This window comes from Enterocloster aldenensis, from assembly GCF_003434055.1.
Taxonomy (GTDB): domain Bacteria; phylum Bacillota; class Clostridia; order Lachnospirales; family Lachnospiraceae; genus Enterocloster; species Enterocloster aldenensis.
Map to the genome: position 1 here is coordinate 1 of NZ_QVEX01000020.1, position 23,601 is coordinate 23,601.

At 50.4% G+C, this 23,601-nt stretch carries 27 protein-coding genes; 5 read left to right on the top strand and 22 right to left on the bottom strand.

All coding sequences use genetic code 11. The features are described 5' to 3' along the window. Positions 1-56: 56 nt before the first annotated feature. The 3 genes from fliB to DWX59_RS24740 all read right to left on the bottom strand — a co-directional run bounded on the left by fliB (position 57) and on the right by DWX59_RS24740 (position 2,499). On the bottom strand, positions 57-1,232 hold the full coding sequence (gene fliB / locus DWX59_RS24730) for a flagellin lysine-N-methylase (protein WP_117562608.1): 1,176 nt from the start codon (positions 1,230-1,232) through the stop codon (positions 57-59). Next, positions 1,229-1,813 carry a methylated-DNA--[protein]-cysteine S-methyltransferase gene (locus tag DWX59_RS24735; RefSeq protein WP_117562782.1) on the bottom strand — a complete coding sequence of 195 codons (585 nt, stop codon included), beginning with the start codon at positions 1,811-1,813 and terminating at the stop codon, positions 1,229-1,231. The genes fliB and DWX59_RS24735 overlap by 4 nt, the downstream gene beginning before the upstream one ends. Positions 1,814-1,899: 86 nt before the next feature. Then, positions 1,900-2,499 carry an HD domain-containing protein gene (locus DWX59_RS24740; RefSeq protein ID WP_117562611.1) on the bottom strand — a complete coding sequence of 200 codons (600 nt, stop codon included), beginning with the start codon at positions 2,497-2,499 and terminating at the stop codon, positions 1,900-1,902. Positions 2,500-2,719: 220 nt separating this feature from the next. On the opposite strand from DWX59_RS24740, the gene DWX59_RS24745 reads away from it, so the two are divergent. Next, on the top strand, positions 2,720-3,862 hold the full coding sequence (locus tag DWX59_RS24745; protein WP_117562613.1) for an aldo/keto reductase: 1,143 nt from the start codon (positions 2,720-2,722) through the stop codon (positions 3,860-3,862). A gap of 46 nt (positions 3,863-3,908) precedes the next feature. On the opposite strand, the gene DWX59_RS24750 is transcribed toward DWX59_RS24745, so the two are convergent. The 4 genes from DWX59_RS24750 to DWX59_RS24765 are packed head-to-tail and all read right to left on the bottom strand — an operon-like array spanning position 3,909 to position 7,881. Next, the gene (locus DWX59_RS24750) at positions 3,909-5,180 is read right to left on the bottom strand and encodes a TRAP transporter large permease (protein ID WP_117562616.1); all 1,272 of its coding nucleotides are present in this window, start codon (positions 5,178-5,180) and stop codon (positions 3,909-3,911) included. Further along, the gene (locus DWX59_RS24755) at positions 5,174-5,659 is read right to left on the bottom strand and encodes a TRAP transporter small permease (RefSeq protein WP_166441904.1); all 486 of its coding nucleotides are present in this window, start codon (positions 5,657-5,659) and stop codon (positions 5,174-5,176) included. The genes DWX59_RS24750 and DWX59_RS24755 overlap by 7 nt, the downstream gene beginning before the upstream one ends. A gap of 8 nt (positions 5,660-5,667) precedes the next feature. Continuing rightward, positions 5,668-6,768 (bottom strand): TRAP transporter substrate-binding protein, encoded by a 1,101-nt coding sequence (locus tag DWX59_RS24760; RefSeq protein ID WP_117562621.1) that lies wholly within the window; start codon positions 6,766-6,768, stop codon positions 5,668-5,670. A gap of 21 nt (positions 6,769-6,789) precedes the next feature. Continuing rightward, positions 6,790-7,881 carry a mandelate racemase/muconate lactonizing enzyme family protein gene (locus DWX59_RS24765; protein WP_117562623.1) on the bottom strand — a complete coding sequence of 364 codons (1,092 nt, stop codon included), beginning with the start codon at positions 7,879-7,881 and terminating at the stop codon, positions 6,790-6,792. A 350-nt stretch (positions 7,882-8,231) separates the two neighbouring features. On the opposite strand from DWX59_RS24765, the gene DWX59_RS24770 reads away from it, so the two are divergent. Further along, complete coding sequence (locus DWX59_RS24770; protein ID WP_117562626.1) at positions 8,232-8,927, top strand: GntR family transcriptional regulator; 696 nt, start codon at positions 8,232-8,234, stop codon at positions 8,925-8,927. 60 nt (positions 8,928-8,987) lie between these two features. On the opposite strand, the gene DWX59_RS24775 is transcribed toward DWX59_RS24770, so the two are convergent. The 3 genes from DWX59_RS24775 to DWX59_RS24785 all read right to left on the bottom strand — a co-directional run bounded on the left by DWX59_RS24775 (position 8,988) and on the right by DWX59_RS24785 (position 10,582). Then, complete coding sequence (locus tag DWX59_RS24775; RefSeq protein WP_165641551.1) at positions 8,988-9,146, bottom strand: VOC family protein; 159 nt, start codon at positions 9,144-9,146, stop codon at positions 8,988-8,990. Between the two features lie 124 nt (positions 9,147-9,270). Then, positions 9,271-9,837 carry a DUF3795 domain-containing protein gene (locus DWX59_RS24780; RefSeq protein WP_166460297.1) on the bottom strand — a complete coding sequence of 189 codons (567 nt, stop codon included), beginning with the start codon at positions 9,835-9,837 and terminating at the stop codon, positions 9,271-9,273. A gap of 31 nt (positions 9,838-9,868) precedes the next feature. After that, entirely contained in the window at positions 9,869-10,582 is a 714-nt protein-coding gene (locus tag DWX59_RS24785) for a metallophosphoesterase (protein WP_117562628.1), read from the bottom strand. A 191-nt stretch (positions 10,583-10,773) separates the two neighbouring features. Here DWX59_RS24785 and DWX59_RS24790 point away from each other — a divergent pair, with 191 nt between their 5' ends. Continuing rightward, entirely contained in the window at positions 10,774-11,007 is a 234-nt protein-coding gene (locus DWX59_RS24790; RefSeq protein WP_117562631.1) for a PF20097 family protein, read from the top strand. A 51-nt stretch (positions 11,008-11,058) separates the two neighbouring features. Here the strand turns inward: DWX59_RS24790 and DWX59_RS24795 are convergent, their stop codons facing one another. The 3 genes from DWX59_RS24795 to DWX59_RS24805 all read right to left on the bottom strand — a co-directional run bounded on the left by DWX59_RS24795 (position 11,059) and on the right by DWX59_RS24805 (position 14,107). Next, positions 11,059-12,096 carry an SDR family oxidoreductase gene (locus DWX59_RS24795; protein ID WP_117562788.1) on the bottom strand — a complete coding sequence of 346 codons (1,038 nt, stop codon included), beginning with the start codon at positions 12,094-12,096 and terminating at the stop codon, positions 11,059-11,061. A 201-nt stretch (positions 12,097-12,297) separates the two neighbouring features. Beyond that, positions 12,298-13,170, bottom strand: a complete 873-nt coding sequence (locus DWX59_RS24800) for a methionyl aminopeptidase (protein WP_117562633.1) — start codon at positions 13,168-13,170, stop codon at positions 12,298-12,300. Between the two features lie 256 nt (positions 13,171-13,426). Further along, positions 13,427-14,107, bottom strand: a complete 681-nt coding sequence (locus tag DWX59_RS24805; protein WP_117562636.1) for a hypothetical protein — start codon at positions 14,105-14,107, stop codon at positions 13,427-13,429. Positions 14,108-14,492: 385 nt separating this feature from the next. Between DWX59_RS24805 and DWX59_RS24810 the strand changes: the two genes are divergently transcribed. Further along, positions 14,493-14,723 carry a hypothetical protein gene (locus DWX59_RS24810; RefSeq protein ID WP_117562638.1) on the top strand — a complete coding sequence of 77 codons (231 nt, stop codon included), beginning with the start codon at positions 14,493-14,495 and terminating at the stop codon, positions 14,721-14,723. 89 nt (positions 14,724-14,812) lie between these two features. On the opposite strand, the gene ahpC is transcribed toward DWX59_RS24810, so the two are convergent. After that, the gene (ahpC, locus tag DWX59_RS24815) at positions 14,813-15,376 is read right to left on the bottom strand and encodes an alkyl hydroperoxide reductase subunit C (RefSeq protein ID WP_117562640.1); all 564 of its coding nucleotides are present in this window, start codon (positions 15,374-15,376) and stop codon (positions 14,813-14,815) included. A gap of 312 nt (positions 15,377-15,688) precedes the next feature. Between ahpC and DWX59_RS24820 the strand changes: the two genes are divergently transcribed. Continuing rightward, positions 15,689-16,165, top strand: coding sequence for an SAM-dependent methyltransferase (locus DWX59_RS24820; RefSeq protein ID WP_117562643.1), 477 nt, complete (start codon positions 15,689-15,691; stop codon positions 16,163-16,165). A gap of 8 nt (positions 16,166-16,173) precedes the next feature. Here the strand turns inward: DWX59_RS24820 and DWX59_RS24825 are convergent, their stop codons facing one another. From DWX59_RS24825 to DWX59_RS24860, 8 genes are all read right to left on the bottom strand, one after another. Then, positions 16,174-16,491, bottom strand: a complete 318-nt coding sequence (locus tag DWX59_RS24825; protein WP_165641557.1) for a hypothetical protein — start codon at positions 16,489-16,491, stop codon at positions 16,174-16,176. A 30-nt stretch (positions 16,492-16,521) separates the two neighbouring features. Beyond that, positions 16,522-17,091, bottom strand: coding sequence for a hypothetical protein (locus tag DWX59_RS24830; protein ID WP_117562648.1), 570 nt, complete (start codon positions 17,089-17,091; stop codon positions 16,522-16,524). Positions 17,092-17,113: 22 nt separating this feature from the next. Next, the gene (locus DWX59_RS24835) at positions 17,114-18,508 is read right to left on the bottom strand and encodes an amidohydrolase (RefSeq protein ID WP_117562650.1); all 1,395 of its coding nucleotides are present in this window, start codon (positions 18,506-18,508) and stop codon (positions 17,114-17,116) included. 191 nt (positions 18,509-18,699) lie between these two features. After that, positions 18,700-19,776: an immunoglobulin-like domain-containing protein gene (locus tag DWX59_RS24840; protein WP_147325860.1), complete on the bottom strand. Its 1,077-nt coding sequence runs from the start codon at positions 19,774-19,776 to the stop codon at positions 18,700-18,702. A gap of 429 nt (positions 19,777-20,205) precedes the next feature. Beyond that, positions 20,206-22,281: a heavy metal translocating P-type ATPase gene (locus DWX59_RS24845; RefSeq protein ID WP_117562655.1), complete on the bottom strand. Its 2,076-nt coding sequence runs from the start codon at positions 22,279-22,281 to the stop codon at positions 20,206-20,208. A 76-nt stretch (positions 22,282-22,357) separates the two neighbouring features. Beyond that, positions 22,358-22,675 carry a DUF6110 family protein gene (locus DWX59_RS24850; protein ID WP_117562657.1) on the bottom strand — a complete coding sequence of 106 codons (318 nt, stop codon included), beginning with the start codon at positions 22,673-22,675 and terminating at the stop codon, positions 22,358-22,360. A gap of 200 nt (positions 22,676-22,875) precedes the next feature. After that, on the bottom strand, positions 22,876-23,247 hold the full coding sequence (locus DWX59_RS24855) for a heavy-metal-associated domain-containing protein (RefSeq protein ID WP_117562660.1): 372 nt from the start codon (positions 23,245-23,247) through the stop codon (positions 22,876-22,878). Further along, entirely contained in the window at positions 23,217-23,495 is a 279-nt protein-coding gene (locus DWX59_RS24860) for a Fur family transcriptional regulator (protein WP_117562662.1), read from the bottom strand. The genes DWX59_RS24855 and DWX59_RS24860 overlap by 31 nt, the downstream gene beginning before the upstream one ends. Between the last annotated feature and the right edge of the window lie 106 nt (positions 23,496-23,601).

The following is a 23,601-nucleotide window of genomic DNA, read 5'->3' on the forward strand; positions in this document are numbered from 1 at the left end:
GCGGCAGATGGCAAAATAGGCAGTGCTGTCACTGTAGTTACTGGCCGGATGGAGTACTAGCTGTTCACCGCGTTCAGCAAACGCTCCAGCGAAAAAGCCTTCCCCTTTGCCATCCGCTCCTCCAGACATCCCTTATTGATATCTGAATGTTCCACCTCCCTTGAGAAACGGTGGGCAACATCCACAAAGTCCAGGAACCCCATCTGTCTCCCATGCTGCTGCCAGGCCGCCATTGCCAGTTCCTCAATTAAAAGTGTGATGGCCGCAGCCATTTTCATCTTTCTGAAAGGGCTGTTGTTATAGACCGCGCCGCAGAAATAGGTAAATACAAAGTAAACCATGAGCTGTTCCCTCCACAGCGGCAGTCTGCCTGCTGCCGGGCCATCCAGGAATGCAGTCCTCATTTCCCCATATGCAGTCTCCCCCTCCGCATACAGGACCCTGTCCGCACGGCTGGCAAAATCCGGCCAGTCCTGTCCCAGTACCTCCAGATCCTTAAAAATCCCGAACATCTCCTTCATGACGCCGTGACGCGCCCCAGGGGTAATCCGGTAATCCGCCAGTTTCCTGCGGAAAAATCCATCCCGTTCCTGTTTGGCGCGGTCACCATCGCGGCTGCCTGCATACCGCGTGAGCAGTGCATCTGCTTCAAACAGGCGCCCCAGCTGTATGCGTCTCTCCAGGTCATGGGCCAGTGCAAGGCACATGGAAATGCGCATGCTTATGTCCATTGACCTGTCCTGGAGCATGGACAGCGCCAGTTCCCTTGTATCCATCAGCTTTGTATAAAGGAAAAAGTCAAAATCTCCGTAAGATTCTTCCTTCCCGTCCTCCTTTGTGATGAACCGCACCGGCTCCTCACTGCCCAGGATAAGCTTTGCCGCCTCAATACAGGACATGCACAGGGATATTTCCCTGCATCCCTCAAACTCCTCAATGTGTCTTGGATAGGTGCGGCAGGTCCTGCAAAGATTCTCCGGCCCTGTCTCGGCATAGATATCACAGAGATTATCCTCATTTAAAAATGCACACCGCCCCTCATACTGCCTGAATGAGGATTCCTTCCAGTCAATGGAGTTGTGAAGGCGGTTTCCAAAGGGCCCTTCCATGTGCCGGTAGTTCTCCAGCGACTTCCGGTCAATCATGATGGCCCATCCGGCGCAGCAGGTATCCGGGCAGCCGGATGCAATGCACCGGAACTGTTTATAATAGTGTGGGATTGTGTATATCATTTCATTGCATCCCCAGTCTCCGGCCTTCTGTTTTCCAGTTCCAGAAGCATTTTCTTTACTTCCATACCTGCCGCATAGCCGGTAAGGCTTCCGTCCGCCCCCATGACCCGGTGGCATGGAATCATGATGGAGATGGGGTTATGTCCCACCGCCCCGCCCACGGCCTGGGCCGACATGGAGGGCCTTCCCAGCAGTACCGCCACTTTCTTCGCGATTTCACCGTAGGTCGTGCTCCTGTTGTATGGGATTTCACATAATATCTTCCATACCATTTGCCGGAACGCACTGCCCTGCGGCTCAAGGCTTGGCAGGAATCCAGGGTCCCGGCCAAGAAAATATCCGTCCAGCCAGGTCCTGGCTTCATCAAACACAGGCAGTTCCTCATTTTCTTCATACAGCCCCGGAACTTCCTCCGGTTCCTTAAGCTTCCATGCCCCGCCGCCAATGCGTTCCAGCATGTTCCTATCCAGCGTGCTTCCATAATATTTCTGTCCCTCTATCCACAGGCCTGTTATGCTCTTCCCATTGCTGGAAAGGGTGAGCTGTCCTGCCGGGGAAGGTATTTTACATATGTATACCATATAAGCCAGTCTCCTTTTCTTCTTAAACCATGTTTCCCTCTTATCCAATCATGTTTCCCTCTTATCCAATCCGTATCTGTAATCCCTCACAGGAATGTATTCTCCCGTACGCCCGGAAGCAGGTCATAAATCCCGCATCCCATACGCGCTTCAAAATACTCCTTGATTTCCAGTATCTTCTTCCATCTGGGTACGGTGGAGGGGTGAGTCCCATAGCGCAGGGTCACATCCACAAACCGCTTTTCCAGAAGGCAGAATCCGCTGGGCAGGGCCAAGGAATCACACAGCTGCACCAGACGGTCATAATCATCATACACAGCTAATCCGATGAATTGTTCCATGAACCGCCGGTCCTCCTCAGGCATATCGAATATGCCGATGGATGTCCCGATGTCCTGGATCATGAATGCATGGCTGATGCAGATTTTAGCCGCCTCATCCCACCCATGCTCCATGCATCTGCGGTATCCCTCTATCAGGTGGCGTTCCGATATCCGGCCCGGAAACCGGCCCACGTCATGGAGAAGCCCCACCACATAAGCGTGCTCATTGTCAAGCCATCCGCACCGGGATGCAATATGTTCACAGGCCATGGCCACATAGTTGGAATGGTCCACCCAGATTCCCGGATTCTGTTCCCCGGCCCAGGCAAGTTCCTCCTCAGCCCGTTTTCTGTCTGGCAGCATGATAAACCTCCTTGTTGTATACACTGATATACTGTTTTCATTTTCCTGTATCTCTGTTTATTGTACTACCAAACGCATGGAAGGGCCACTCTTTTTATGAACGCCATGATTTACCATATCCTCCTTCCCATCCGGCTTTGATCCTGATATGATTATAATCATGATGAACAAACAGAACAGCTGAGGCATGCTTAGGATGCTTCAGGAAAGGAGCTGCTGCATGAGATACAGGAAACTAGGCGCTACAGGACTTGAGGTCAGTGAAATCGGACTGGGGGCGGAATGGCTGGAACGCCATACCGCAGAAGAGGTGAGGCAGGTTGTTGCCTATTGTGAGGAAAAGGGGATCAATATCCTGGACTGCTGGATGTCGGAGCCGAATGTCCGCTCTCATATCGGGGCCGCCATCAAAGGCCGCAGGGAGCGCTGGATCATCCAGGGGCACCTGGGTTCCACCTGGCAGGACGGCCAATATGTGAGGACCCGGGACCTTGAGAAGGCCAAAGCTGCATTTGCAGACCTGCTGGAACGCCTTGGGACGGATTATATTGATTTGGGAATGATCCACTTTGTGGATGAAATCGCGGAATACCACAGGATCATGGACGGGGAGTTTTACGCCTACGCAAAGGAACTGAAGGAGCTGGGCGTAATCCGGCACATCGGCATGAGCACGCATAATCCGGCGGTTGCAAGGCTGGCAGCGGAAAGCGGGCGGATTGAGATGATCCTCTTCAGCATCAATCCGGCCTTTGACATGCTGCCTGCCAGCGAGAACATGGAGGATTATTTTAAGGAAACATACGATGAGCAGTTAGGCGGGATTGCGCCGGAACGGGCAGAATTATACAAGATCTGTGAAAAGAACAACATCGGGATCACGGTCATGAAGGGATATGCGGGCGGACGGCTGTTCTCAGCAGAAACCTCCCCCTTCGGCGTGGCCCTGACGCCCGTACAATGCCTGCACTACGCCCTGACCAGGCCCGGTGTTGCCAGCGTCATGGCCGGATATGATACCATAGGGCATGTGGATGCCGCGGTTGCATACGAGACCGCTGCCGAAGAAGAAAAAGACTATGCCACCGTACTGTCCAAAGCGCCCGCCCATGCCTATTACGGGCAATGCACCTACTGCGGCCACTGCGCGCCCTGCCCGGCCGGTATTGACATTGCGATGGTCAATAAATTATACGACCTGGCCGTGATGCAGCCGGAAGTCCCCGCCGCGCTGAAAGCCCACTATAACGAGCTGTCGGCCAATGGCAGGGACTGTGTCGGCTGTAAGGGATGCGAGGAGCGGTGTCCATTTGGGGTGGCCGTGTCTGGGCGGATGGAACAGGCGGCTGATTTGTTCCGGTGATGCCGTCCTGGTCATCCCTTTGGTAATCCCCATAACCCGAGGGCTCCTAGTAAGGTACAGGCAGCCCCGGATGCACAGCCATCAGATATGTATACACGATAATCAGCAGGATAACCCCGGCAGACACAAGGATATACGGGATGATTGCCTTGGATATCTTTTCAATGGATACCCCGGACACACCCGACAGCACGAACAGCACCATCCCCACCGGCGGTGTCACCAGGCCTATCAGAAGGTTCAGGACCATTATGATGCCGAACATGACCGGGTCAATCCCAAGAGCCGTGATAAACGGAAGCAGTACCGGGGTCATGATTACAATTGCCGGTGTAATATCCATGAACAGACCAATGAACAGCAGTATGACACTGACAATGATAAGGGCTGTCATTGGGTTATCCGTCAGATTCATCAGGTATACCGCCACGGTCTGGGGTATCTGTGAAAATGTAAGGATCCACGAAAACAGCGTGGCCGACGCAATTATGAACAGCACCCCTACCGTCACATCCAATGTCTGCCGGATGACAGAGGGCAGCTCCTTCAGCGTGATGCTCTTATATAAAAATCCCAGAAGGATTCCGTATACAACCGCTATCACCGCTGCTTCCGTGGGTGTGAAAATCCCGGCAATGATCCCTCCCCTGATGATTACAGGGAGGAGCAGGGCCCAGAACGACCATTTCAGGCAGTTCCATATTTCTTTTAACGTTGCCCGTTTCCGTTTCTCATAACCTTTGTTTTTGCAGATACAGTAGTTAACAGCCATCATTGCAGCGGCAAGCAATATGCCCGGAAGGATTCCTGCCGTAAACAGGTCCCCTACCGAAACAGAAGCAGTCACGCCAAAAATAACCAAAGGCACGCTCGGGGGGATGACAGGGCCTATGAGGGAGGAGGCCCCTGTTACTGCCAGCGAGAAATCATCATCATAGCCGCCGTCCTTCATGGCCTGCAGCTCAATTGCTCCCAGTCCCCCCGTGTCCGCGATTGCGCTTCCGCTCATCCCTGCAAAAATAACGCTGGCCAATACATTGGAATGTGCCAGCCCGCCTGTGAAATGCCCTACCAGATGGTCTGCAAAGGAGAATATACGCTTTGTGATTCCTCCCTGGTTCATGATATTTCCCGCCAGGACAAAAAAAGCAACGGCCAATAAGGGAAAGGAGTCCACTCCCGCAGCCAGCCTTTGGGCAATCAGTTCCAATGGCAGTCCATAGACCACCATAAAGGCCACTGAACTGATGAACATACTCATGGCAATGGATGCCCCCATTAACAGCAGCAGGAAAAACAGTCCAAATAAAATCAGCATCCGTCCTTCCTCCTTTGCAGCATTTTCCTGATATCACCGACAATCATGCCCAAATCGTATGCCATGTAAATCACGGCCCCAACCGGTATGACCAGATAGACCAGCTGCATGGGCAGTTCCATTGCGGTAGAGACAACATTCTGGTGGGCAAGGAACTGCAGGGAGGTCCTAAACAGCACCATGAAAGCCAATAACCCAGCCATATCCACAACCAGCCCGCAGAGCGCCTGAAGAACCCGCGGCAACCTGTCCCTGAGAAGCGTCATCCCGATATGGGAACCTCTGCGGATTCCATATCCAATACCAAGGAAGGTGATCCATATCTGGAGATATCTTGCCAGCTCCTCCGCCCATTTGAGAGGGGCTGAGAAAACGGTGCGCATGATGATCTGGACAAACAGGATGATTCCCATAACGGTAAGACATAATATCAAAGAATACTCTTCCAGTTTATGTAAGCCACTAACCAACTTTTTCATAACCCACCTCATTCAACGGCGCGTATCTTATTAACAAGTTCCTGGTCAAAATCATCATATATGTACGCTGTCATTTCCCTGAATGCTTCTTTGTCCACATCCTCAATGACTTCCATACCATTGGCCTCCAGCTGCTCAATATATGTATCCTCAGCCTCAAATGCCTTACCATCAATCCATGCAGACGCTTCCCTGGCAGCCTCCAATACAGCTGTCCTGTAAGCCTCAGGCATGGATTCCAATGTCTTAGTGCTGGCGTAAAGGGCATTGGCCCCCATGATATGCTCGGTCTTAATAAGATAATGCTGCACCTGGTCGAATTTATTGGCGGCAATTGTAGCCAGGGGGTTCTCCTGCCCATCAATCACCCCTTGCTGAAGGGAAAGGAATACTTCGCTGAAAGCCATGGGCGTTGCCACTGCCCCCATTGCTGTCAGGGTGTCAATGTAGAGCTTCTGGTCCGGTACCCGTATGTTCAGCCCCTTCATGTCCTTGGGACCGGACACCAGCTTGTCCTTTGTTGTCAGATATCTGGCCCCGTAGTAGAACGCCCCGATTCCTTTGGCCCCCATATGTCCTTCCATTTCATCAAACATGGAATACACCACATCACTGTTTAAAATCCGGACCAGGTGTTCCCTGTCACCGGCAATATACGGGGCGTCCAGAATCCCTATATCCTGATACTTTTTCGCCGGTTCCCCAAATCCGATGATTGCAAAGTCAATGGAACCGATTTCCACAGCGTCAAATATCTCCTTTTCATTCCCCAGCTGGGAAGCAGGGAACACACTCACCGTCACATGACCGTCTGTCTTTTCCTTTACAAGCCTTGCAAACTCCTCTGCCCCCAGGCCGTTTGGATGGTCAATGGGCATGATATGGGCCAGCTTCAGCTCAGCATGATAATCATCCCCTGGATTCGCAGCAGCCGTATTTGCAGCACCCCCGCTGTTTCCGGCACCGCCAGCCCCGTTGCTGCCGGAGTTTTTCCCCGCTCCGCCTGCAGCGCCGCACCCCATCAGTGAAATGCCGCATGCGCAGGCCACCATCCCTGCTGCAAGACGCACAAACTGTTTTTTCCTCCATACATTGAATCCTTTTAACATAAATCCCTTCTCCTTTCGTATTTATTGGTTCATTTTTTCCAGTTTCTCCCAGTCAAATTCCACTCCAATCCCCGGTAAGCCGGACGGTTCCAGGCATCCCTCTTTGATTGTCAGGGGCTGCATCGTATACTGCCAGATAGGGAAACTGTGGAACTCAATATACCCCCTGTTTTCCAGACCTGCCAGTATGTTGACATGCAGCTCCTGCATGCCGTGGGAGTGGACCGCCAGGTGATATTGTCCGGCCAGCTCCGCCACCTGCACAAATCCGGTAATCCCCCCTGCATTGGATGCGTCGGGTATGGGACATTTGATGTGTCCAATCCGCAGAGCCATCTCGTGCTCATAAATGGTGTGCAGGTTTTCCCCCATGGCAATGGGTATGGATGTGGCCTGCCCAATCCTTGCATAGGCCTCATAGTTATCAGGATCCGTGGGTTCTTCCAGCCACGTGATGCAAAACTCCTCCAGACGCTTTGCCATCTCAATGGCAGCTGTTTCATCCCAGGCCATATTGGCATCTACCATAAAAACAGCCTGGTCCCCTATGAGGCGGCGCACCGCCCGTACCCTGGCAATATCCTCATTCCCGTCCTGTCTGCCCAGCTTAATCTTAAATGCATTGTGCCCCTGCCCCATCTGGTCTTCAATCTGGCTTAACAGTTCCTTCTCCGTCAGCATCAAGTCAATGCCGCCGTAATAGGTAGGCACCTTGGAGGATGGATTTCCTAAATACCCTGACAGCCCCATGCCTTTCTGTTTCAGCATCACATCCCAAAATGCAATATCCAGCGCAGAAATGGCAAATGCGGCAATCCCTCCCCTGGCAACATAGTGGATTCCCCGCGCCATCATCTGGTTCATGGTTTCCGGGCATTGCATTTCTTTCCCGATTAACAGCGGTCCCAAGTCCTTTTCCAACATGACCGCAATGGCCGCCCCGCCAATACCGCCCGTATATGTATATCCCACCCCCTTTACTCCGCTTTCCAGCATGACTTCAACTGTGATGACTTCAAAGAAACTATGCTTTCCATGAATCGCATCCACCAGGTTCCCCTCCAGCGGCAGCCTGAAATACCTTGTATGAATTGATCTGATTTTTCCGTACACCTGACTTCTCCTTTCCTGGCTTTGGGAATTATTTTTAAAATGTATTTCTGTCCCATTTAAACCGTTATACTTGCAAAACATTTTATGTATTTTATTTAACCCTTATTTTTATATTATTGTATACTATAAATCCAGATAAATCAAGTATTTTTGTATACTATTTTTAAAAACCCGACAGAAAATAGAGGGTTTTTCATTATGAAGCCTATTTAATACCCCGTTTTCTATAATTCATCTTTTTTATGTATACATAAACTCCTCCCGTTTTATCCATATGTTTTAATTTTATGTATACAATTTTTATTTCTTGAGTTAAAATAGATTTATCCATTGAAAAGGAGATTGCCTATATGCCCAGGCTAAAAGGAAATGCCTCTGACACGGCATTAAAAAAGATTGTCCAGAAAATTAATGACTATGAGTTATCCTCAGGGGAGATTGTATCTGACCTGGAGTTATCCAATGAGCTGAATATCAGCCGTACCCCTGTCAGGGAAGCAATGCAGCAGTTGATAGACATAGGGTTATTGGAGCGGACAGCCACCAAGGTAGTGGTACGGTCCATCACCCTTACCGATATTGCGGAAATATTCCAGATACGGGAAGCAATCGAAATCATGAGTGTTAAGATAATCCTGTCCAGGGGAGGATTAAACGAGACCCAGAAACTGGAATTGATGGATATCCATCAGAATTTGTGCAATGACATTTCAAATGGGAACTTTGACAAAAACTTTTCCGATGACACGGCATTTCATGAGAAGCTGATAGAATATTCCGGCAACACACGTATGGAAGACATATGCAGACGCATCACCCTGCAGAGCCAGAGACTGCGTTGGCTGACCCTTCTTACCCCTTCCAGATACGCGGGCACGCGGGATGAACACCAACGGATCATCCAGGGAATCTTAAACCAGGATTTAAACAGCGCTGCCCGGGCCATTGAGGAACATTTGCAGGGCAGCCTTGAAAACTATACCCAGATACTTAATAATAACCAATGGATGAAAATCATGAGCGAGCTTAAGAACATGAACCCATAGGGAGGATCATTACAGCAAGGGGTTGCGGCAGAATTGTGCACCGCTTCACCCTTGCTGAAATCATTGTTTTACCGTACTAAGACAAAACGGATGGCCTTCCGGGTCAAACATCGTGGCCGACGTTTCGTAATACTGCACTTCTGACTTGGTGGCGCCGCATTTTAAAGCATGGGCAACTGCTTCGTCTAAATTTTCAACCAGAAAATCAATATGGGCCATCTGCTGTTGCCCACCTGCTTCCCAGGGCCAAACCTCCTGATTTTTCTATTTCCGCCTTCCCTGAACAGGGTGTGTCTGATTCCATATATCTAAATTTTAATGCTGAATCTTGAAAGTCATTTCATCACTTCTTATTCTTCAGCCGCAGCTCAATCCCCCGTTCCCCAGCCATCTCCTCAAACATCCGTACAGCCCGCGCCGCCCGCTCCTTCACATTCCCCTCTTGTGCAACAATCTGTTCCCGTATCCGTGCAACCGTGGCCTTCACGTCTTCAAGCTCCAAAAGGTTGACTGCCAGACAATAAAAATTCTTGCGCCTTCCGTCATTGCAATATTCCAGCAGCCACCGCAGCAGGCCGATCTTCTCATCCAACGCAGCCTGATATGCTTTTATCCCGCCCGTTTTTACCGTTTCAAAATCCCTTGTCACATTCCTGTATGTAATAAAGGAATCCTCCGGGTGCTCATCCATATACCGCCTGCAGGGAAATTCCCCGCACAGCACACAATATTCCACCCCGCCGTGGCGCTGGCCGCAGTTAATAATGGCGCAGGATGGGTGCTTATGGTAAAATCCCGGCCCGCCGCATCCCGGGCACCTGGAGGTACCCTGCGTGTGGTACCGCGGGCAAAGGCCGCAGTTCAGACCGCAGGCCGCGTATTCCGGGTAAGCCCTGTAATGTTCCTTCATAGCCATCCCCCTCTTCTTTCCGTCCTCTTCTTTATTCCATGATTTTCTCCGGCCTGAATTTCAGGTAATCCGCTGAAACCAGCCTGTAATCGACGCCATTCACCTCTCCCAGGAAACTGTCCTGATACCGGGCCTCCCCGTGGCAGTGGGAATAAACCACCAGCTCCGCCCCGTATTCCTCTGCCATACGCGTAAAGCAGCTTTCCATCTCCCCTATGCTGGTGGGCGGATAATGCAGGAACATGATGAAATGTTCATATCCGTCCGCTGCAGCCGACTCAAAGGAAATACGCAGCCGCTCCTGTTCACGTTTCACGATTTTCTGAAAGTGTTCCGGGGTATCCTTTCCTTCATAGCAATATCCCTTGGTCCCAACAAGGGCATGGACATTCTTTGAAGGATCCCCGTAGGTAAAATAGTTGTTCTGCAGGAATAACAGCTTTCCTTTATACAGCTCATTTAACAGACGGGTCTTTTTAGCGTCCCAGAACATGTCATGGTTTCCGCGCAGAAGAATCTTCCTGCCCGGAAGGGAGGCAATGAATCCCAGGTCCGCCCGGCTCTCATTCAGGTTCCGCCCCCAGGAGTGGTCGCCCGTGATTACAACCGTGTCCTCCTGGCGGATCTGCCTGATCCAGTTCTTTTCAATCTTTTCCACATGGTTCTTCCACTCTTTCCCAAAGACATCCATGGGTTTATCCGTGGATAAAGACAGGTGAAGGTCCCCTATTGCATATAATCCCATATATCACTCCATATTTCTGTCAAAAATTCAGGCATTACATAATTTACAAATAATACCGATCCGCACTATTATATCCCTGCAAATCAAAGCATGCATTTTTTCCCTTATCTGCTATAATATAATAAGATCGTACCTGTCCCAGGGCGTGTTTGACCAATCATCCCCGCCCTCTGCCCAAAGGAGGTGAGACCATGAAATGTCCATACTGTAATCAGGACATGCAAAAGGGATATATAACTTCAGATGCGCGCTTCCTTGCCTGGCGGGAAGAAAAGCATGAATCGGCAAATGTCAAAAAGGGTGACGGCATCCAGCTGGCCAAAAAAGTCTTTGGCGGCGCAGCCACGGTATCAGACGCATACTGCTGTAAGGCATGCCGGAAAATTGTCATAGACTATGCCAAAACAGAGACTTATGCCGTGTAGACCTTCTGGTCCCCGCAGCAAAGCCTTTTCCTGCCGAATTGCCGCCATTCCCTATGCCCGGGCGTCCCTCTGTTCCATCTCTTCAAAGGCCCGGTCGGCTGCCTGCTGCGCCTTTATGATCCGGTCGCACCACCGGTCAAACCCAGGATCCTCTACCTGTGTCTCAGGATGTTCCACCATATATCTGGCAGCCTCCCGGATTCCCTGGGCCATGGAGACCGTGCACACAAAATCAGGAACCGCCCTCTTTATCTTGGAGTTGTCAAATACCACGCTGCAGGATTTGTCTCCCTGCAATTCTCCTTCCAGATCATACTGCCCCCCATGCCTTGCCAGGAAATCCGTGGTCACATGGACGGCCTTCAAAGGCATTCCAAGGGCGTCTGCTATGGTTTCGTAAATCTGGTTCCATGTCATGCTTTCATCGGTAGTGATATGGAAGGAATGTCCAATGGCATGTGGATTGCCCATCAGTCCCACATAACCTTTGGCAAAGTCCGACGCGTGGGTCACGGTCCACAGGGAAGTGCCGTCCCCGGGGATAATGACCGGTTTTCCATCCAGGATACGCTTTAAGACCTGCCAGTTCCCCCTGGCGCCATGAGGCGTCACAGGCGGCTTTTTCCCGCAGTGGGTATGGCTTGGCCTAACAATGGTAACCGGGAAACCGGCCCCGCGGTATGCATCCAGAAGTGCATTCTCAGCCTCTATCTTCTGCCGTGAATATTCCCAGTATGGATTGGCCAGGGGCGTGCTTTCCGTAATCCTGTAATCTGACACCGGCTTCTGGTAAGCAGACGCGCTGCTGATATAGATATACTGCCTTGTGACGCCGGTAAAAAGACGGATATCCCGCAGGGCATCCTCCGCCGTATAGCCGACAAACTGGGCCACCACGTCATATGACCTTCCCTCAATGGCCTTTCCCACCGCCTCCTCGTCATGTATATCCGCAACAATGGTATCCATGCCCTCCGGTACCGGCCTGCTGCCTCTGTTCAGCAGCGTAATGTCCCATCCACGTTTCAAGGCCAGTTCTGTCACGGATGTGCTGATCGTACCGGTCCCGCCAATGAATAATGCCCTCATGCCATATTCCTCCGTTTTCCTTATTGATTGAAGATGTCTGTCTTCCACTGGTTTGATTGTACCATACCTTAGGTCATCCAACAACCATACCCTGATCAGGATACCCTGGTCTTCTGCCTGGCAGCCGACCCATGACGGACATGCCGCTGCCCCGGCTGCTGACAGACGGAAAGCCATTTACAAATCCCATGCAGACAGACCCTAATATGACATTATCTCATACCCGTCTTCCGTGACCAGAACCTGGATTTCCCACTGGGCAGAAGGTTTCCCGTCAGCCGTGTATACGGTCCAGCCATCCTCCTCATCCGTGAAGATCTCATCTGAGCCCATGTTAACCATGGGTTCAATGGTAAATATCATGCCCGGTACCATAAGCATTTCCGTGCCCCGCCTTGATACATAACTGACCCATGGGTCCTCATGAAATTCCAGCCCCACCCCGTGTCCGCCGATTTCCTTCACAACCGTATACCCGTTCTGCCTCGCAAAGTCATGGATGGCCTGGCCCATATCCCCCAGGAACCCCCATGGCTTTACCTGCCGCAGGCCAATGTCAAGGCTCTGTTTCGTCACCTCCACAAGGCGCTTCTTTTCCTCTGAAACCTGGCCGATGCAGAACATCCTGGATGAATCTGAGAAATACCCGTTGTAGATGGTAGACACATCCACATTGATGATATCGCCCTCCTTGAGGATTACATCCGGTGAGGGGATGCCGTGGCATACCTGGTCATTGACAGAGGTGCACACGCTTTTTGGAAAGCCCTCGTAATTCAGGGGAGCCGGTATCCCATGGAGCCGCGTTGTCTGCTCATAGACCCACCGGTCAATCTCCTCCGTGCTGACTCCTTCCTTTATCTTCCCGCTGATGTAATCCAGGACAGCGATGTTCACCTTGCAGCTCTCCCTGATGCCTTCAATCTGTTCCGCGTTCTTGATGATGCGGCGGGGCGGTATCACTGCTCCCCTGCGGGCATATTCCTCCAGCCTGCTGTCAAAATCGCTGTGGCACTTCTTGTATTTCCTGCCGCTTTGGCACCAGCATAAATCATTTCTCCCTAATTTAAGCATAAACAATGACGCTTCCTTTCTTACTTTCCTTTTACATTTACCACTGGTACTATATGCCCGACCCATGTCTAAAATCCCGGAACCGCTTTCCGTCCCGGATAAAAAAACGTCGGAAGGCAGGCAGGTAATCCCCTGCCTCCTCCCGGGTAAAGTCATATGGTCAGTTATCACTGTCAACGATCAACATCAGCAATTATAACATGTTTTAACCGGGTGTCAAGAAGGGCGCTTATCTGCCGGACCCTGATCCATGTGGTCATCCGTCAACTGCCAGGCGCACCAGGACAACATAATCATACTTCCGGAACACTGAGTCATCCTCCGCCATTTCCTCACAGTCCACGGATTCCATGCTGTTCCTGTCAAACTGGAAGCATCTGGCCGCCAGGACATACCCGGCGGCAGGCGCATTGCCCACATCATCCGCATGCTTATCTGCTTTCTTTTTCCTCCCCGCATCTGCAGTCTCACCATAAATGCCTGTCATCGCCATACCGCCCTTCTTTCCATCTGGAAATACGGTCCGCAGGGCGCCGCTTGCTGTTTTTGTCCCATCGCTTTCCAATATCATCTTCCATGTGGTGCCGGACCATGTCCCGTCTTCCCTTTTATCAATATCGGATAAGAGGTAACATGTCATGTTTGCCTCCCCATCCCCCTGCATCAGGATGTCCGAGCCAACCAGGCTGCCATCCACCCATTCCTCCAGATACAGGCTCCTGCTGCCTGCATCCTGAGGGAATGCAAGTTCCATGACAGCTATCATATCACCGGAGAAACCGGCAATCGTCTTCTCCCTCTCTGTCAGTTCAATATGGGTCACCATGGGCCGGTCCTCCCCCTGGCTTCCAGCCCCCCTTAAACAGCCAGCGAATCCGGCCGACGCCATCAGTACGGCCCCACAGAAAACAGCCGTCCTGATATGTCTGATTGTCATCTGATTCCCTCCTCCAGTTCCATGATTTAAGGTTTATCCCTATTACAATCATACAGGATACGGCGGCTTAAAACCATATCGGATTTCTTAATCTTCCTTACGTTCCAAAGCAAGCTAGTACTCCATCCGGCCGGTAACTACAGTGACAGCACTGCCTATTTTGCCATCTGCCGCGTTGTCGTCAGTCAGCGGAGGAACCACTCCGCTTCCCTCCTCCGCCTTGCAGACTGACAAAATATACAGCACTGTCACTGTAGTTACCGGCCGGATGGAGCACTAGGGTGTGTTGGAAAAATTTCCAATGATAAATGTATAAAATTACCATTTCAAGAGAAACATAAAATTAGAAGTTTCTAATATTCATGTTTCAGAAAGGAAGGACCCAATGGGACGCAGTTATCATTTATCAAAAAAGATTGCAGAAAACCAGGCGGCTGAAATCCTTCGGGAAATCAATGGGTTTTCTGACATCAAACAGGCAGCTTTCAGTTCAGGGATGGATTATCTGGAGATTGAGGCAAAGGACCAGGATTATTCCGAGGTCATGAGCAGGGCCGTTAATATCTTCAGCAAAAAAGCAAACGGATGTGAGCTGTCATTTGCACGTTTTGTATAATGAAAGCAGGCCCCTGGCCTGACAGCGAAGAGGGACCGGGCCTCCCAGGCTCCCAGCCCCTCTTCGCTTGCAGACAACATCCCTTCCGATTAAATCAACCCCACCAGGTCCAGGCTTGGTTTCAGGGTATCTGCCCCCGGCTTCCACTTGGCCGGGCAGACCTGGTCTCCGTGTTCTGCCACGAACTGGGATGCCTGGACACGGCGCAGCAGTTCGTCCGCATTCCTTCCCACATTACCTGCAATTACTTCATAGGCCACAATCCTGCCTTCCGGGTTCACGATAAAGCTTCCTCTCTCAGCCATGCCGTCCGCTTCAATCATCACCTCAAAATCCCTGGCAAGCCTGCCTGTGGGGTCTGCCAGCATGGGATACTGTATCTTCTGGATGGTCTTGGACGCGTCATGCCATGCTTTGTGGACAAAATGACTGTCACAGGAAACGCTGTAAATCTCGCAGCCCATGTCTTTAAACTCCTCATACTTATCAGCCAGGTCCTCCAGTTCCGTTGGGCACACAAAGGTGAAATCAGCCGGATAGAAAAAGAACACGGACCACTTTCCTAATATGTCCGGCTTCTTTACTTCCTTAAATTCATTGCCTGCAAATGCCTGTACTGTAAAATCGCTTATTTCCTTTCCAATTAGTGACATGATTATGTCCTCCTTTGTCTGATATGGTTATATTAAAATCCGTTCATTAGTTCCTGCTAACTTATCTTTATCTTACCAGAACTTTCCTGTTCTGTCAATAAACAATATTAATAATTATTATTAATATTGTTTGATAAGCATAAAATCAGCCATAAGGGAATCCTGTGCCCCTTACGGCTGAAAAAACCAATCCTCTCATTATGACCGGATTGCATTTATGTGCGGCCCGTGTCATGATTTAAAAAATGTACTTGACCCTCACATGATGTGAGGGTCTATACTCCACCTATCAAATCGAAAAGGAGAAAAGATATGAATGATTACATGGTACATCCCATAGGGAAAGTCCGCACCAGTGAGGAAGGGACATTGATTGAGCTGGAGAAGGAATACATCCCGGCCCTTAAGGGGCTGGAAGGATTCAGCCATATGAATATCCTCTGGTGGTTCAGCTGCTGTGACAATGAAGCTTCACGCTCCGTCCTGACAGCCGGGCAGCCATATAAGAAAGGACCAGCAGTAATGGGGACCTTTGCCACAAGGTCGCCGGAAAGGCCCAATCCCATTGCCCTGACCACTGCCGGGATCATCAGCCTTGATAAGGACAGGGGAATCATCCAGGTCACATACATGGATTGCCATGACAACACCCCAATCCTGGACATAAAGCCCTATACCCCCAGCTTTGACAGGGTGGAAAACCCCGGCGTGCCTTCCTGGTGCGCACACTGGCCCGGCAGCATTGAGGAATCGGCTTTATTTGAGTGGGAAAATGAATTTAACTTTTAGGGAATGTTTCAGCCATTAACGTCCCTCCCATGAGGCTTGCATCCAACGGCTGCAAGTCTCAGCCATTCCTCATCCTCCTGCCCGACTAACTGTGCGTACTTCGTCCACCGCGGTGATTCCACTGCCTTAAGCGCTGTGAGTACAGCCAGCTTCTGGTACTGCTCCAGCTCACGTGGATATTTCTTCCTGTTCCAGAACAGGTCCGCATAGTGATGCACTTCCTGCACCCGTCGGGAACCTCTGCCCGGGGCAGCCTGTCCGCAAACTGCCATCTTGCTTCCGGCTCGTCCATAGGAAGGGAATATCTGCACAGTATCCCAAACCACTCCGGATATTCCAGCAGGCCGTCAATCCATTCACTCTCCATCAAAAACCGTTTCCCCGTCAATCACAGAGACCCCATCCGGCGTCTCCTCATCTGGCTCAAACACAGGAAATGTCTTCATCTCGTCAAACATATCATACAACAGATCCGACTCATAATAGTTATCCAAACTCCAGACACGCCGCAGCGAATCACCATCAAAACCGCACTGGCATAATACGTCCGGGAAATCAGTGGAAAACTCTTCATCAAATCCGAAATCCTCTATTATACCTTCATCTGCACATACAAACTTCTGAACAGCCCCATCTTTACAGACCACCAGAAAAACAACATCGTCATCCAGTACAGATAAGGCCATTACAATTGCCTGAAAATGATTACCCATCTCTTTTAAAAGGTCTTCATCCAGATTCTCAGCCTGCCATACCAGTTCTTCTGAAAATACAGGAAACCACCCAAGGCCCCTGCCATAATATATCCTCAAATCCTCTATGGAATATTGCTGCATTACCGCCTTAAACCCATTGAGCTGCTGCTCCAGTTCTTCCTGTGTCTGTTTCCTGTTCCGGATAAAATAAAATGCTTTCGTCATTCCCATATGAAACCTCCCAGCTTCAAAGCTATATCAGATTCCTAAATGCCTCACTAGGTTCCCTTATGACCCGGCTGCAAAGAGCCTCGCCCTCAGCGGCCAGGCGTTCCTCATCCACACCTGTCAGGGCCCCGTCCCGGTAAACCACATTGCCGTTAATCATGGTCATCCATACCGGGCCTGTAAGCCCTGCCCTGGCAATGATGTTCTTAGGGTCATGGAGCGCGCCGGTCAGCTCCAGCACAGCGGTGTCAATCATGAACAGGTCCGCCGCCTTGCCCGGTTCCAGGGAGCCAAGGTCAGGGCGTCCCAGTGTTTTAGCGCCGTTGATGGTGGCAACCTTAAGCATCTCATAAGCCGATGCACAGCCGCCCCGCTGTTTGCTGTGGTAGGTCTGCATCAGATACGCAATCCTCAGCGCGTCCAGAAGATTGGAACTGTCGTTGGTGGCCGAGCCGTCGCAGCCAAGGCTGATGTTGATGCCGGCCTCCAGCATTTCCTTAATGTTCAGTATGGGGAAACCGCCCAGGATGGCCGGTGACGGACAGTGGGAAACCCCTGTTTTGGTGGAAGCCAGCACCCGGTATTCCTCAGGCGTCACTTCCCAGTCATGGGCATACCACACATCCTCTCCAATGAATCCCAATTCCGCACACCAGTCCATGGTCCTCTTGCCCCAGCGGGCCACCATTCCCTCATTCTCCCCTTCGCCCAGATGGGTGTGCATACGCACGCCCTTATCCCTGGCCATGGAAACCGTCTCCTTAAAGGTATCCCTGGTACAGTTAATGGGCTGGCATGGCGCCATTACGATCTGTCTCATGGAAAATGCCCCGGGATCGTGGTACAGGCCAATCAGCCGTTCACAGTCCTTCAGGAACTCATCCGTGGTCTCCAGCATGTTGTCCGGTATGGAACTGCCCTCCGCCCTTGACAGGGTATTGGTCCCCCTTCCCGCATGATACCGGATACCCAGAAGCCCGGCGGCTTCCATCTGGCGGTCCACAGGCGTCTTGCCGGTCTTATTGGTGTAGCAGTACTGGTGGTCAAAGGCACAGGTACAGCCATGCTTGATCAGGTCCCCCAGCGCAGTAAGGCTGGAATAGTAAATCACATCTGAATCAATGATCTGGAAAATCCTATAAATTTTATCTATCCAGTCCATGACCATCAGGTTAGGGTAATCAATGGAGGTCAGGTTCCTAACAAAGGTCTGGAAAAAATGGTGGTGGGTGTTGATTAAGCCCGGATAAACAAACTTACCGTCCCCACGTATGATTTCCGCCCCTTCTGCCTCTATATCCTTTCCGATTTCCGTTATCTTGGGACCCTCAATCAGGATATCGGAATCCCAATATACCTGGTCCCCGCTGTCACAGCTTACAATCGCTTTTGCATTTTTAATCAGTATCTTCCTGTCCATGAACCCTCCGCTTTGTCTTTTATCTTTTAACTTTTAGCTTTTCTTATCTTAATTTACTGTTTTCCTCATCATATAGCCATGATAAAAGTATACCATATTTTCACATAACTTCAATTATCATATGGAAATCCGTGGTGAAACCAGTGCCGGGCGGCATTAGGGCATGTTTGAAAAGGGCCCTGGAGCGTGTACTATGGATTTATGGTGAAGCTGAAGGTGCGTTCAAAGTCCGTGTATCCTGCCGTCCCGTTTACATCCTTCACGGATTTTGTAATGGCATAGGTTCCTTCTTCCAGCCCGCCATAGAGGGACTCCCAATCCACTGTCAACTCCACCGGATGCCCCCGCCTGGGCTTATAGGCAATGCTGTGAAAGTAAATCCCGTCTTTCTTTAACAACGGTTCCATATCCACCCATGATTCCCCGTCATGCTTCTGAAGCCTGAAATCATCCCCAAACACAATATCCAGGTCTGTTTCATTTTCCAGTAAAAGCTTCATGGATGTCGGTGTAATATCGCTTTCATCCGCAGACATGCTGACCTCCCCCGGCAGGCCGAAGGATTCGTTCAGCCCGTTGATGGCCCTCACCTTAAGTCCCTGGGATGATAAATCGTCGTTCAAGGCCTCCACCACCCATACCCGGCCTGTTTTTCCAAGCATGATGCCGCTCCAGTTGCAGAACATCCTGCTGCAGGTTTCTTCCTCCAACTCCACGAAAAAATAAGGATTCAGATCAGCCCCAAAATCAGCTGCCAGGAATTCCTCCGGCGTATCATAGATTACCCCGTCAACGGTAACAGGATACGACAGTTCCCCGGATAATGCGTCCCAGTCCTGTATCATCAGCTGCTGTTTTACCTTCTTAGCAAACTGTTCCACCTTGGATGCAGGAAGATCAGTGGCCAGACTGTAAAAGTCCTCAGGAACCGAATCATCGCCCGCCAGCACATCGTTCTGGTCTACAGGCTTGAAATCAGTATCCGTACCCTGGGCCGCATGGCGGGTCACATAGTCATTACTGCGGGTCACCCCGTGGGCGGCTTCCTTCCCCTGCCCTGGTGTCTGTGCTTTTATCCCGGCGCTTTCATCCGCTTCCCTCTTTGTCCCGTCCTCATCCTGACCATCACTTTCAGCCACGGCCATGGTTCCGACGCTTTCCGTTGTCCGGGAAACGGAACGTGTTTCTCCTTTGCATCCCCAAAGCAGCATTGCGCACATCACCACAGCCGTGATTTTCCTTGTTTCCCTGATGCTTTTCTTTCTCATAATACCACCTCTCCATACATATCCGTCCTGTCCCAGGTGCGGATAACCCTTAAAATTCATCGCCTTCTGCCGCCTTTTCCGGCATTCTCCCCTAACCATTAATAAAAGTCCTCAATGACCTCTACATTTTTTCCGTTTTTCCATCAAGGAGAAAAAAGAATACATTGCGCCCGTCATCCCGCTCCAGCCGCTCCGGAACAGACACCCACCACCACCACCCACGGAACAGCCATCTAATCAAAGGATATCACAATGCAGCTGATTTTCAATTAACGATACCTTAAACTTTATTAATTTTCAGACAGCAAAAAAGCACGGCTTCCAGAGACATTCATGTGCTGCCACATGCCAGGGCGTATTTGAAAATCCAAAACACACCATGTCCCTGGAAACCGTACTCTGCTGCTGCCTGCTAATCCAACAGGTCCGTTAATCCAACAGGTTCGTCATACTCTTAAGGCTGATTGCAAGGGTAGATGTATTGTGAAGCAGGGCCGATGTGGCCGGGGCAATCACTCCGCCCACCCCAAGTAAGATAAGCGCCAGGTTAAAGCCGATGACGCACCGATAATTCCGGTCAATCCGGTCAATCAGGCCCCGGCTGATTGCCCTGAGTGTCACTAGCTGGTAAAGGTTATCCTCTGAGATTGTGATATCCGCAATCTCCCTGGCGATTTCAGCGCCTTCGCTGATTGCAATGCCCACATCCGCAGATGAAAGGGCCGGGGAATCATTGATTCCATCGCCAATCATGATGACCTTGTGTCCTTTTTTCTTTTCTGCCTCCACAAATCCCGCCTTGTCTTCAGGCAGTACCTCTGAATAACATTCATCCACCCCGACCCTGGCTGCAATGGCCCTGGCCGTACGCTCACTGTCGCCTGTCATCATGACAATCTTAGATATCCCCTGCCTGTGAAGGGCGCTGATAACAGCGTCTGCTTCTTCCCGCAGCGGGTCCTCGATACAGATTACAGCAGCCAGCACGCCGCCGATTGCAAGATAGAGATGGGAATATTCAGAGGGCAGGCTGTCAAATGCTTCCTTTCCGTCTTCCGGTATCCTGCATCCTTCATCCTCAAAGACGAAGTGGTAGCTTCCGATTACCACCCGCTCATCTCCCACATAGGTGGCAATACCGTGGGCCACGATATAATCCACCCTGGAATGCATTTCCTGATGTACCAGGCCCCGCTTCACCGCTTCAGTGACAACCGCATTGGCCATGGAGTGGGGAAAATGCTCCTCCAGGCAGGCTGCAATGCGAAGCAGCTCATTTTTGTCCTGTCCGTTGAATACAACTACATCTGCGACCTGGGGCCTTGCCTTTGTAAGGGTTCCTGTCTTGTCAAATACAATGGTGTCTGCTGCTGCCACTGCTTCCATATACCTGCCGCCCTTTACCGTGATATGGTAGGTGCTGGCCTCACGCATGGCTGACAGGACGGAAAGGGGCATGGCAAGCTTTAATGCACAGGAGAAATCCACCATAAGGATGGACAGTGCCTTGGTGGCATTGCGGGTCAGAAGCCATGTAAGCACAGTTCCGCCAAGGCTCCACGGTACCAGGGCATCTGCCAGTGTGGCTGCCTTTCCTTCTGCCGTGGACTTTAACTGTTCGGATTCCTCAATCATGGTCACAATGCGCTCGAACCTGGTGGAACCGGCTGCCTTTTTAACGCACAGGGTAATCTCCCCCTCTAAAATGGCAGTCCCTGCATAAACATACATGCCCTTTTCCTTTTTCACCGGCACGGACTCACCTGTCATGGATGCCTGGTTCACCATTGCTTCTCCTGAAGCCACCACTCCGTCCAGAGGGATTACATTGCCCATATGTACGGTTACAAGGTCCCCTTCTATGATTCCTGAAACAGGTACTAGGACCTCGGTCCCATCCACGTTCTGCCATACCTTACTGATATTAAGGGACATGCTTCTGGCCAAATCACCCACTGATTTCTTATGGGTCCATTCTTCTAAAAGCTCGCCGATTCCCAGCAGGAACATCACAGAACCTGCTGTATCAAAGTCCCGGCGCACAATGGATACCATAATGGCCGTGGCGTCCAGGACTTCTACTTCCAATGAACCTTTTAACAGGCAGCGGATACCTTTGATTAGATACCTGACCGCGTGGATGGCTGTATAAACCGCCCGCAGAGGCATTGGGAAAAAGGAGTTGGTGACAACCCTGACAATTACCTTCTGAACCAGCTTCTCTTTATATTCCCTGTTCAGGGTACGCCCGCTGTTCTTCGGCACGATTTCATTCAAGCGTTCATTTTCATAGGAAAACCTGCAGATTCCTTCCAGGATTTCCCTTCTACTGCCGTCAAAAAGGATGACGGCATCAGCTGTCCTCTCATATACCTTAACGCCCGTGACCCCTGGCAGAGAACAGATATAATAGTGCAGCAAATCTGCCTGCCTGAGATTCATTTCCTTTTGATACAGGTGAATCCTAACCCTTCCCTGCAGTTCATGTCTTATTACAAATTTCATCGCTGATTGCTCCTCATCTGGTAAAAAAGTACCGCCCAGGGAATCTCCCCGGGCGGATTACATGGCGGATTTAACCTTACTCCGTAACCTCGTCTGCCGGAGCCTGCGTTTCCATTAACTCATCTGCGTCTTCTGCTACGCTCTCATCCTCAAACACATCTTCCTGCCTGCGCTTTTCATTGATGTCCTTTGCTTCTGCCAGGATATCTTCTGCATTCTCCTGAATATTGGTAGCTGTGGTCATCACACAATCCTTTGCCCTTAAACCGGCTGCAAGGCAGTTAATATAAAACTTCTTGGCATCTGTACTTGCCAGTACCTTTACTCCCGCTGTTCCAAACAGGACGCCTCCTAAAAAAAGGCCAATTTTTTTGCACTTAAAACAATCAATCATTTCCTAATCCTCCTACTTATGCCTGTAACCATTGTACATTGTCATTACAAAACAAAATATCATGGCCCAGGCCCAGAATTTGTGGTGTTTCATCTTCTGTCACTTTCTTATATGGAAATTTTACCTTTTGTTTACAGTTTTGATACTACCCCCGTCACCCCCGGTTAGTCAATTCCAACAAACCTTATTGAGAAATTGTATCAATTAATCCGGTTAATTCTGAATACAGTGTATCCGGAATCCTTTACAGCATCCTTTAAAGCCTTGTCTTCATACTCCTGTTTCATGTAAACACTGGCCTCTCCTGCTTCCAAATCCACACGGGCCCATATGCCGTCCATGCTGTTCAATGCATTTTCCACATGCACTGCACAGTTCCCGCAGGACATTCCATCTACCTTAAGGATGCAGTGGTGAGGGTAGTGGGACAAATCCTTATCTTTTACTTTTACCCTTTTAGGAGCCTTGTCGCCGGATGAACCGCAGCAGCCGGATGTCAGGCGCTTCAGGTAGCTTCTGATACCAAATACGCAAACAACAATTAATATGGTGCAAATGACTGCTGTTGACAATCTTCTTCCTCCTTCGGTGAAGAGTATTGGTATGTCCTGGCAAGGACACCCATTTCCTCAAGTGTGCTGACAGTCCGGTAGACAGTGGCCATTCCAAGGTTTGGGTCCAGCTTGCGGGCCTCATAATAAATATCCTTGCAGCTTGTCCATCTGCCTTCCAGAATAACATCCAAAAGCATTCTTCTCTGCTGGGTTATACGCTTTCCCCTTTTTTGGAATTCATCAATCACCTGCTCTTTTTCCCACATATGGTTCCCTCCTTACGTGATTCTAAGCGCCCAAAGAGCGTGTCTTCAAGTTAGTGTGTGCCCTTAAACACACCCTAGGAAATAAATTTCCAGACACGCTCCTGGT

What these genes read in the sequence shown, in the direction of transcription:
- fliB (WP_117562608.1), bottom strand. Translation starts at nt 1,232, where the DNA reads ATGATATACACAATCCCACACTATTATAAACAGTTCCGGTGCATTGCA.
- DWX59_RS24735 (WP_117562782.1), bottom strand. Translation starts at nt 1,813, where the DNA reads ATGGTATACATATGTAAAATACCTTCCCCGGCAGGACAGCTCACCCTT.
- DWX59_RS24740 (WP_117562611.1), bottom strand. Translation starts at nt 2,499, where the DNA reads ATGCTGCCAGACAGAAAACGGGCTGAGGAGGAACTTGCCTGGGCCGGG.
- DWX59_RS24745 (WP_117562613.1), top strand. Translation starts at nt 2,720, where the DNA reads ATGAGATACAGGAAACTAGGCGCTACAGGACTTGAGGTCAGTGAAATC.
- DWX59_RS24750 (WP_117562616.1), bottom strand. Translation starts at nt 5,180, where the DNA reads ATGCTGATTTTATTTGGACTGTTTTTCCTGCTGCTGTTAATGGGGGCA.
- DWX59_RS24755 (WP_166441904.1), bottom strand. Translation starts at nt 5,659, where the DNA reads ATGAAAAAGTTGGTTAGTGGCTTACATAAACTGGAAGAGTATTCTTTG.
- DWX59_RS24760 (WP_117562621.1), bottom strand. Translation starts at nt 6,768, where the DNA reads ATGTTAAAAGGATTCAATGTATGGAGGAAAAAACAGTTTGTGCGTCTT.
- DWX59_RS24770 (WP_117562626.1), top strand. Translation starts at nt 8,232, where the DNA reads ATGCCCAGGCTAAAAGGAAATGCCTCTGACACGGCATTAAAAAAGATT.
- DWX59_RS24775 (WP_165641551.1), bottom strand. Translation starts at nt 9,146, where the DNA reads ATGGCCCATATTGATTTTCTGGTTGAAAATTTAGACGAAGCAGTTGCC.
- DWX59_RS24780 (WP_166460297.1), bottom strand. Translation starts at nt 9,837, where the DNA reads ATGAAGGAACATTACAGGGCTTACCCGGAATACGCGGCCTGCGGTCTG.
- DWX59_RS24785 (WP_117562628.1), bottom strand. Translation starts at nt 10,582, where the DNA reads ATGGGATTATATGCAATAGGGGACCTTCACCTGTCTTTATCCACGGAT.
- DWX59_RS24790 (WP_117562631.1), top strand. Translation starts at nt 10,774, where the DNA reads ATGAAATGTCCATACTGTAATCAGGACATGCAAAAGGGATATATAACT.
- DWX59_RS24795 (WP_117562788.1), bottom strand. Translation starts at nt 12,096, where the DNA reads ATGAGGGCATTATTCATTGGCGGGACCGGTACGATCAGCACATCCGTG.
- DWX59_RS24800 (WP_117562633.1), bottom strand. Translation starts at nt 13,170, where the DNA reads ATGCTTAAATTAGGGAGAAATGATTTATGCTGGTGCCAAAGCGGCAGG.
- DWX59_RS24805 (WP_117562636.1), bottom strand. Translation starts at nt 14,107, where the DNA reads ATGACAATCAGACATATCAGGACGGCTGTTTTCTGTGGGGCCGTACTG.
- DWX59_RS24810 (WP_117562638.1), top strand. Translation starts at nt 14,493, where the DNA reads ATGGGACGCAGTTATCATTTATCAAAAAAGATTGCAGAAAACCAGGCG.
- ahpC (WP_117562640.1), bottom strand. Translation starts at nt 15,376, where the DNA reads ATGTCACTAATTGGAAAGGAAATAAGCGATTTTACAGTACAGGCATTT.
- DWX59_RS24820 (WP_117562643.1), top strand. Translation starts at nt 15,689, where the DNA reads ATGAATGATTACATGGTACATCCCATAGGGAAAGTCCGCACCAGTGAG.
- DWX59_RS24830 (WP_117562648.1), bottom strand. Translation starts at nt 17,091, where the DNA reads ATGGGAATGACGAAAGCATTTTATTTTATCCGGAACAGGAAACAGACA.
- DWX59_RS24835 (WP_117562650.1), bottom strand. Translation starts at nt 18,508, where the DNA reads ATGGACAGGAAGATACTGATTAAAAATGCAAAAGCGATTGTAAGCTGT.
- DWX59_RS24840 (WP_147325860.1), bottom strand. Translation starts at nt 19,776, where the DNA reads ATGAGAAAGAAAAGCATCAGGGAAACAAGGAAAATCACGGCTGTGGTG.
- DWX59_RS24845 (WP_117562655.1), bottom strand. Translation starts at nt 22,281, where the DNA reads ATGAAATTTGTAATAAGACATGAACTGCAGGGAAGGGTTAGGATTCAC.
- DWX59_RS24850 (WP_117562657.1), bottom strand. Translation starts at nt 22,675, where the DNA reads ATGATTGATTGTTTTAAGTGCAAAAAAATTGGCCTTTTTTTAGGAGGC.
- DWX59_RS24860 (WP_117562662.1), bottom strand. Translation starts at nt 23,495, where the DNA reads ATGTGGGAAAAAGAGCAGGTGATTGATGAATTCCAAAAAAGGGGAAAG.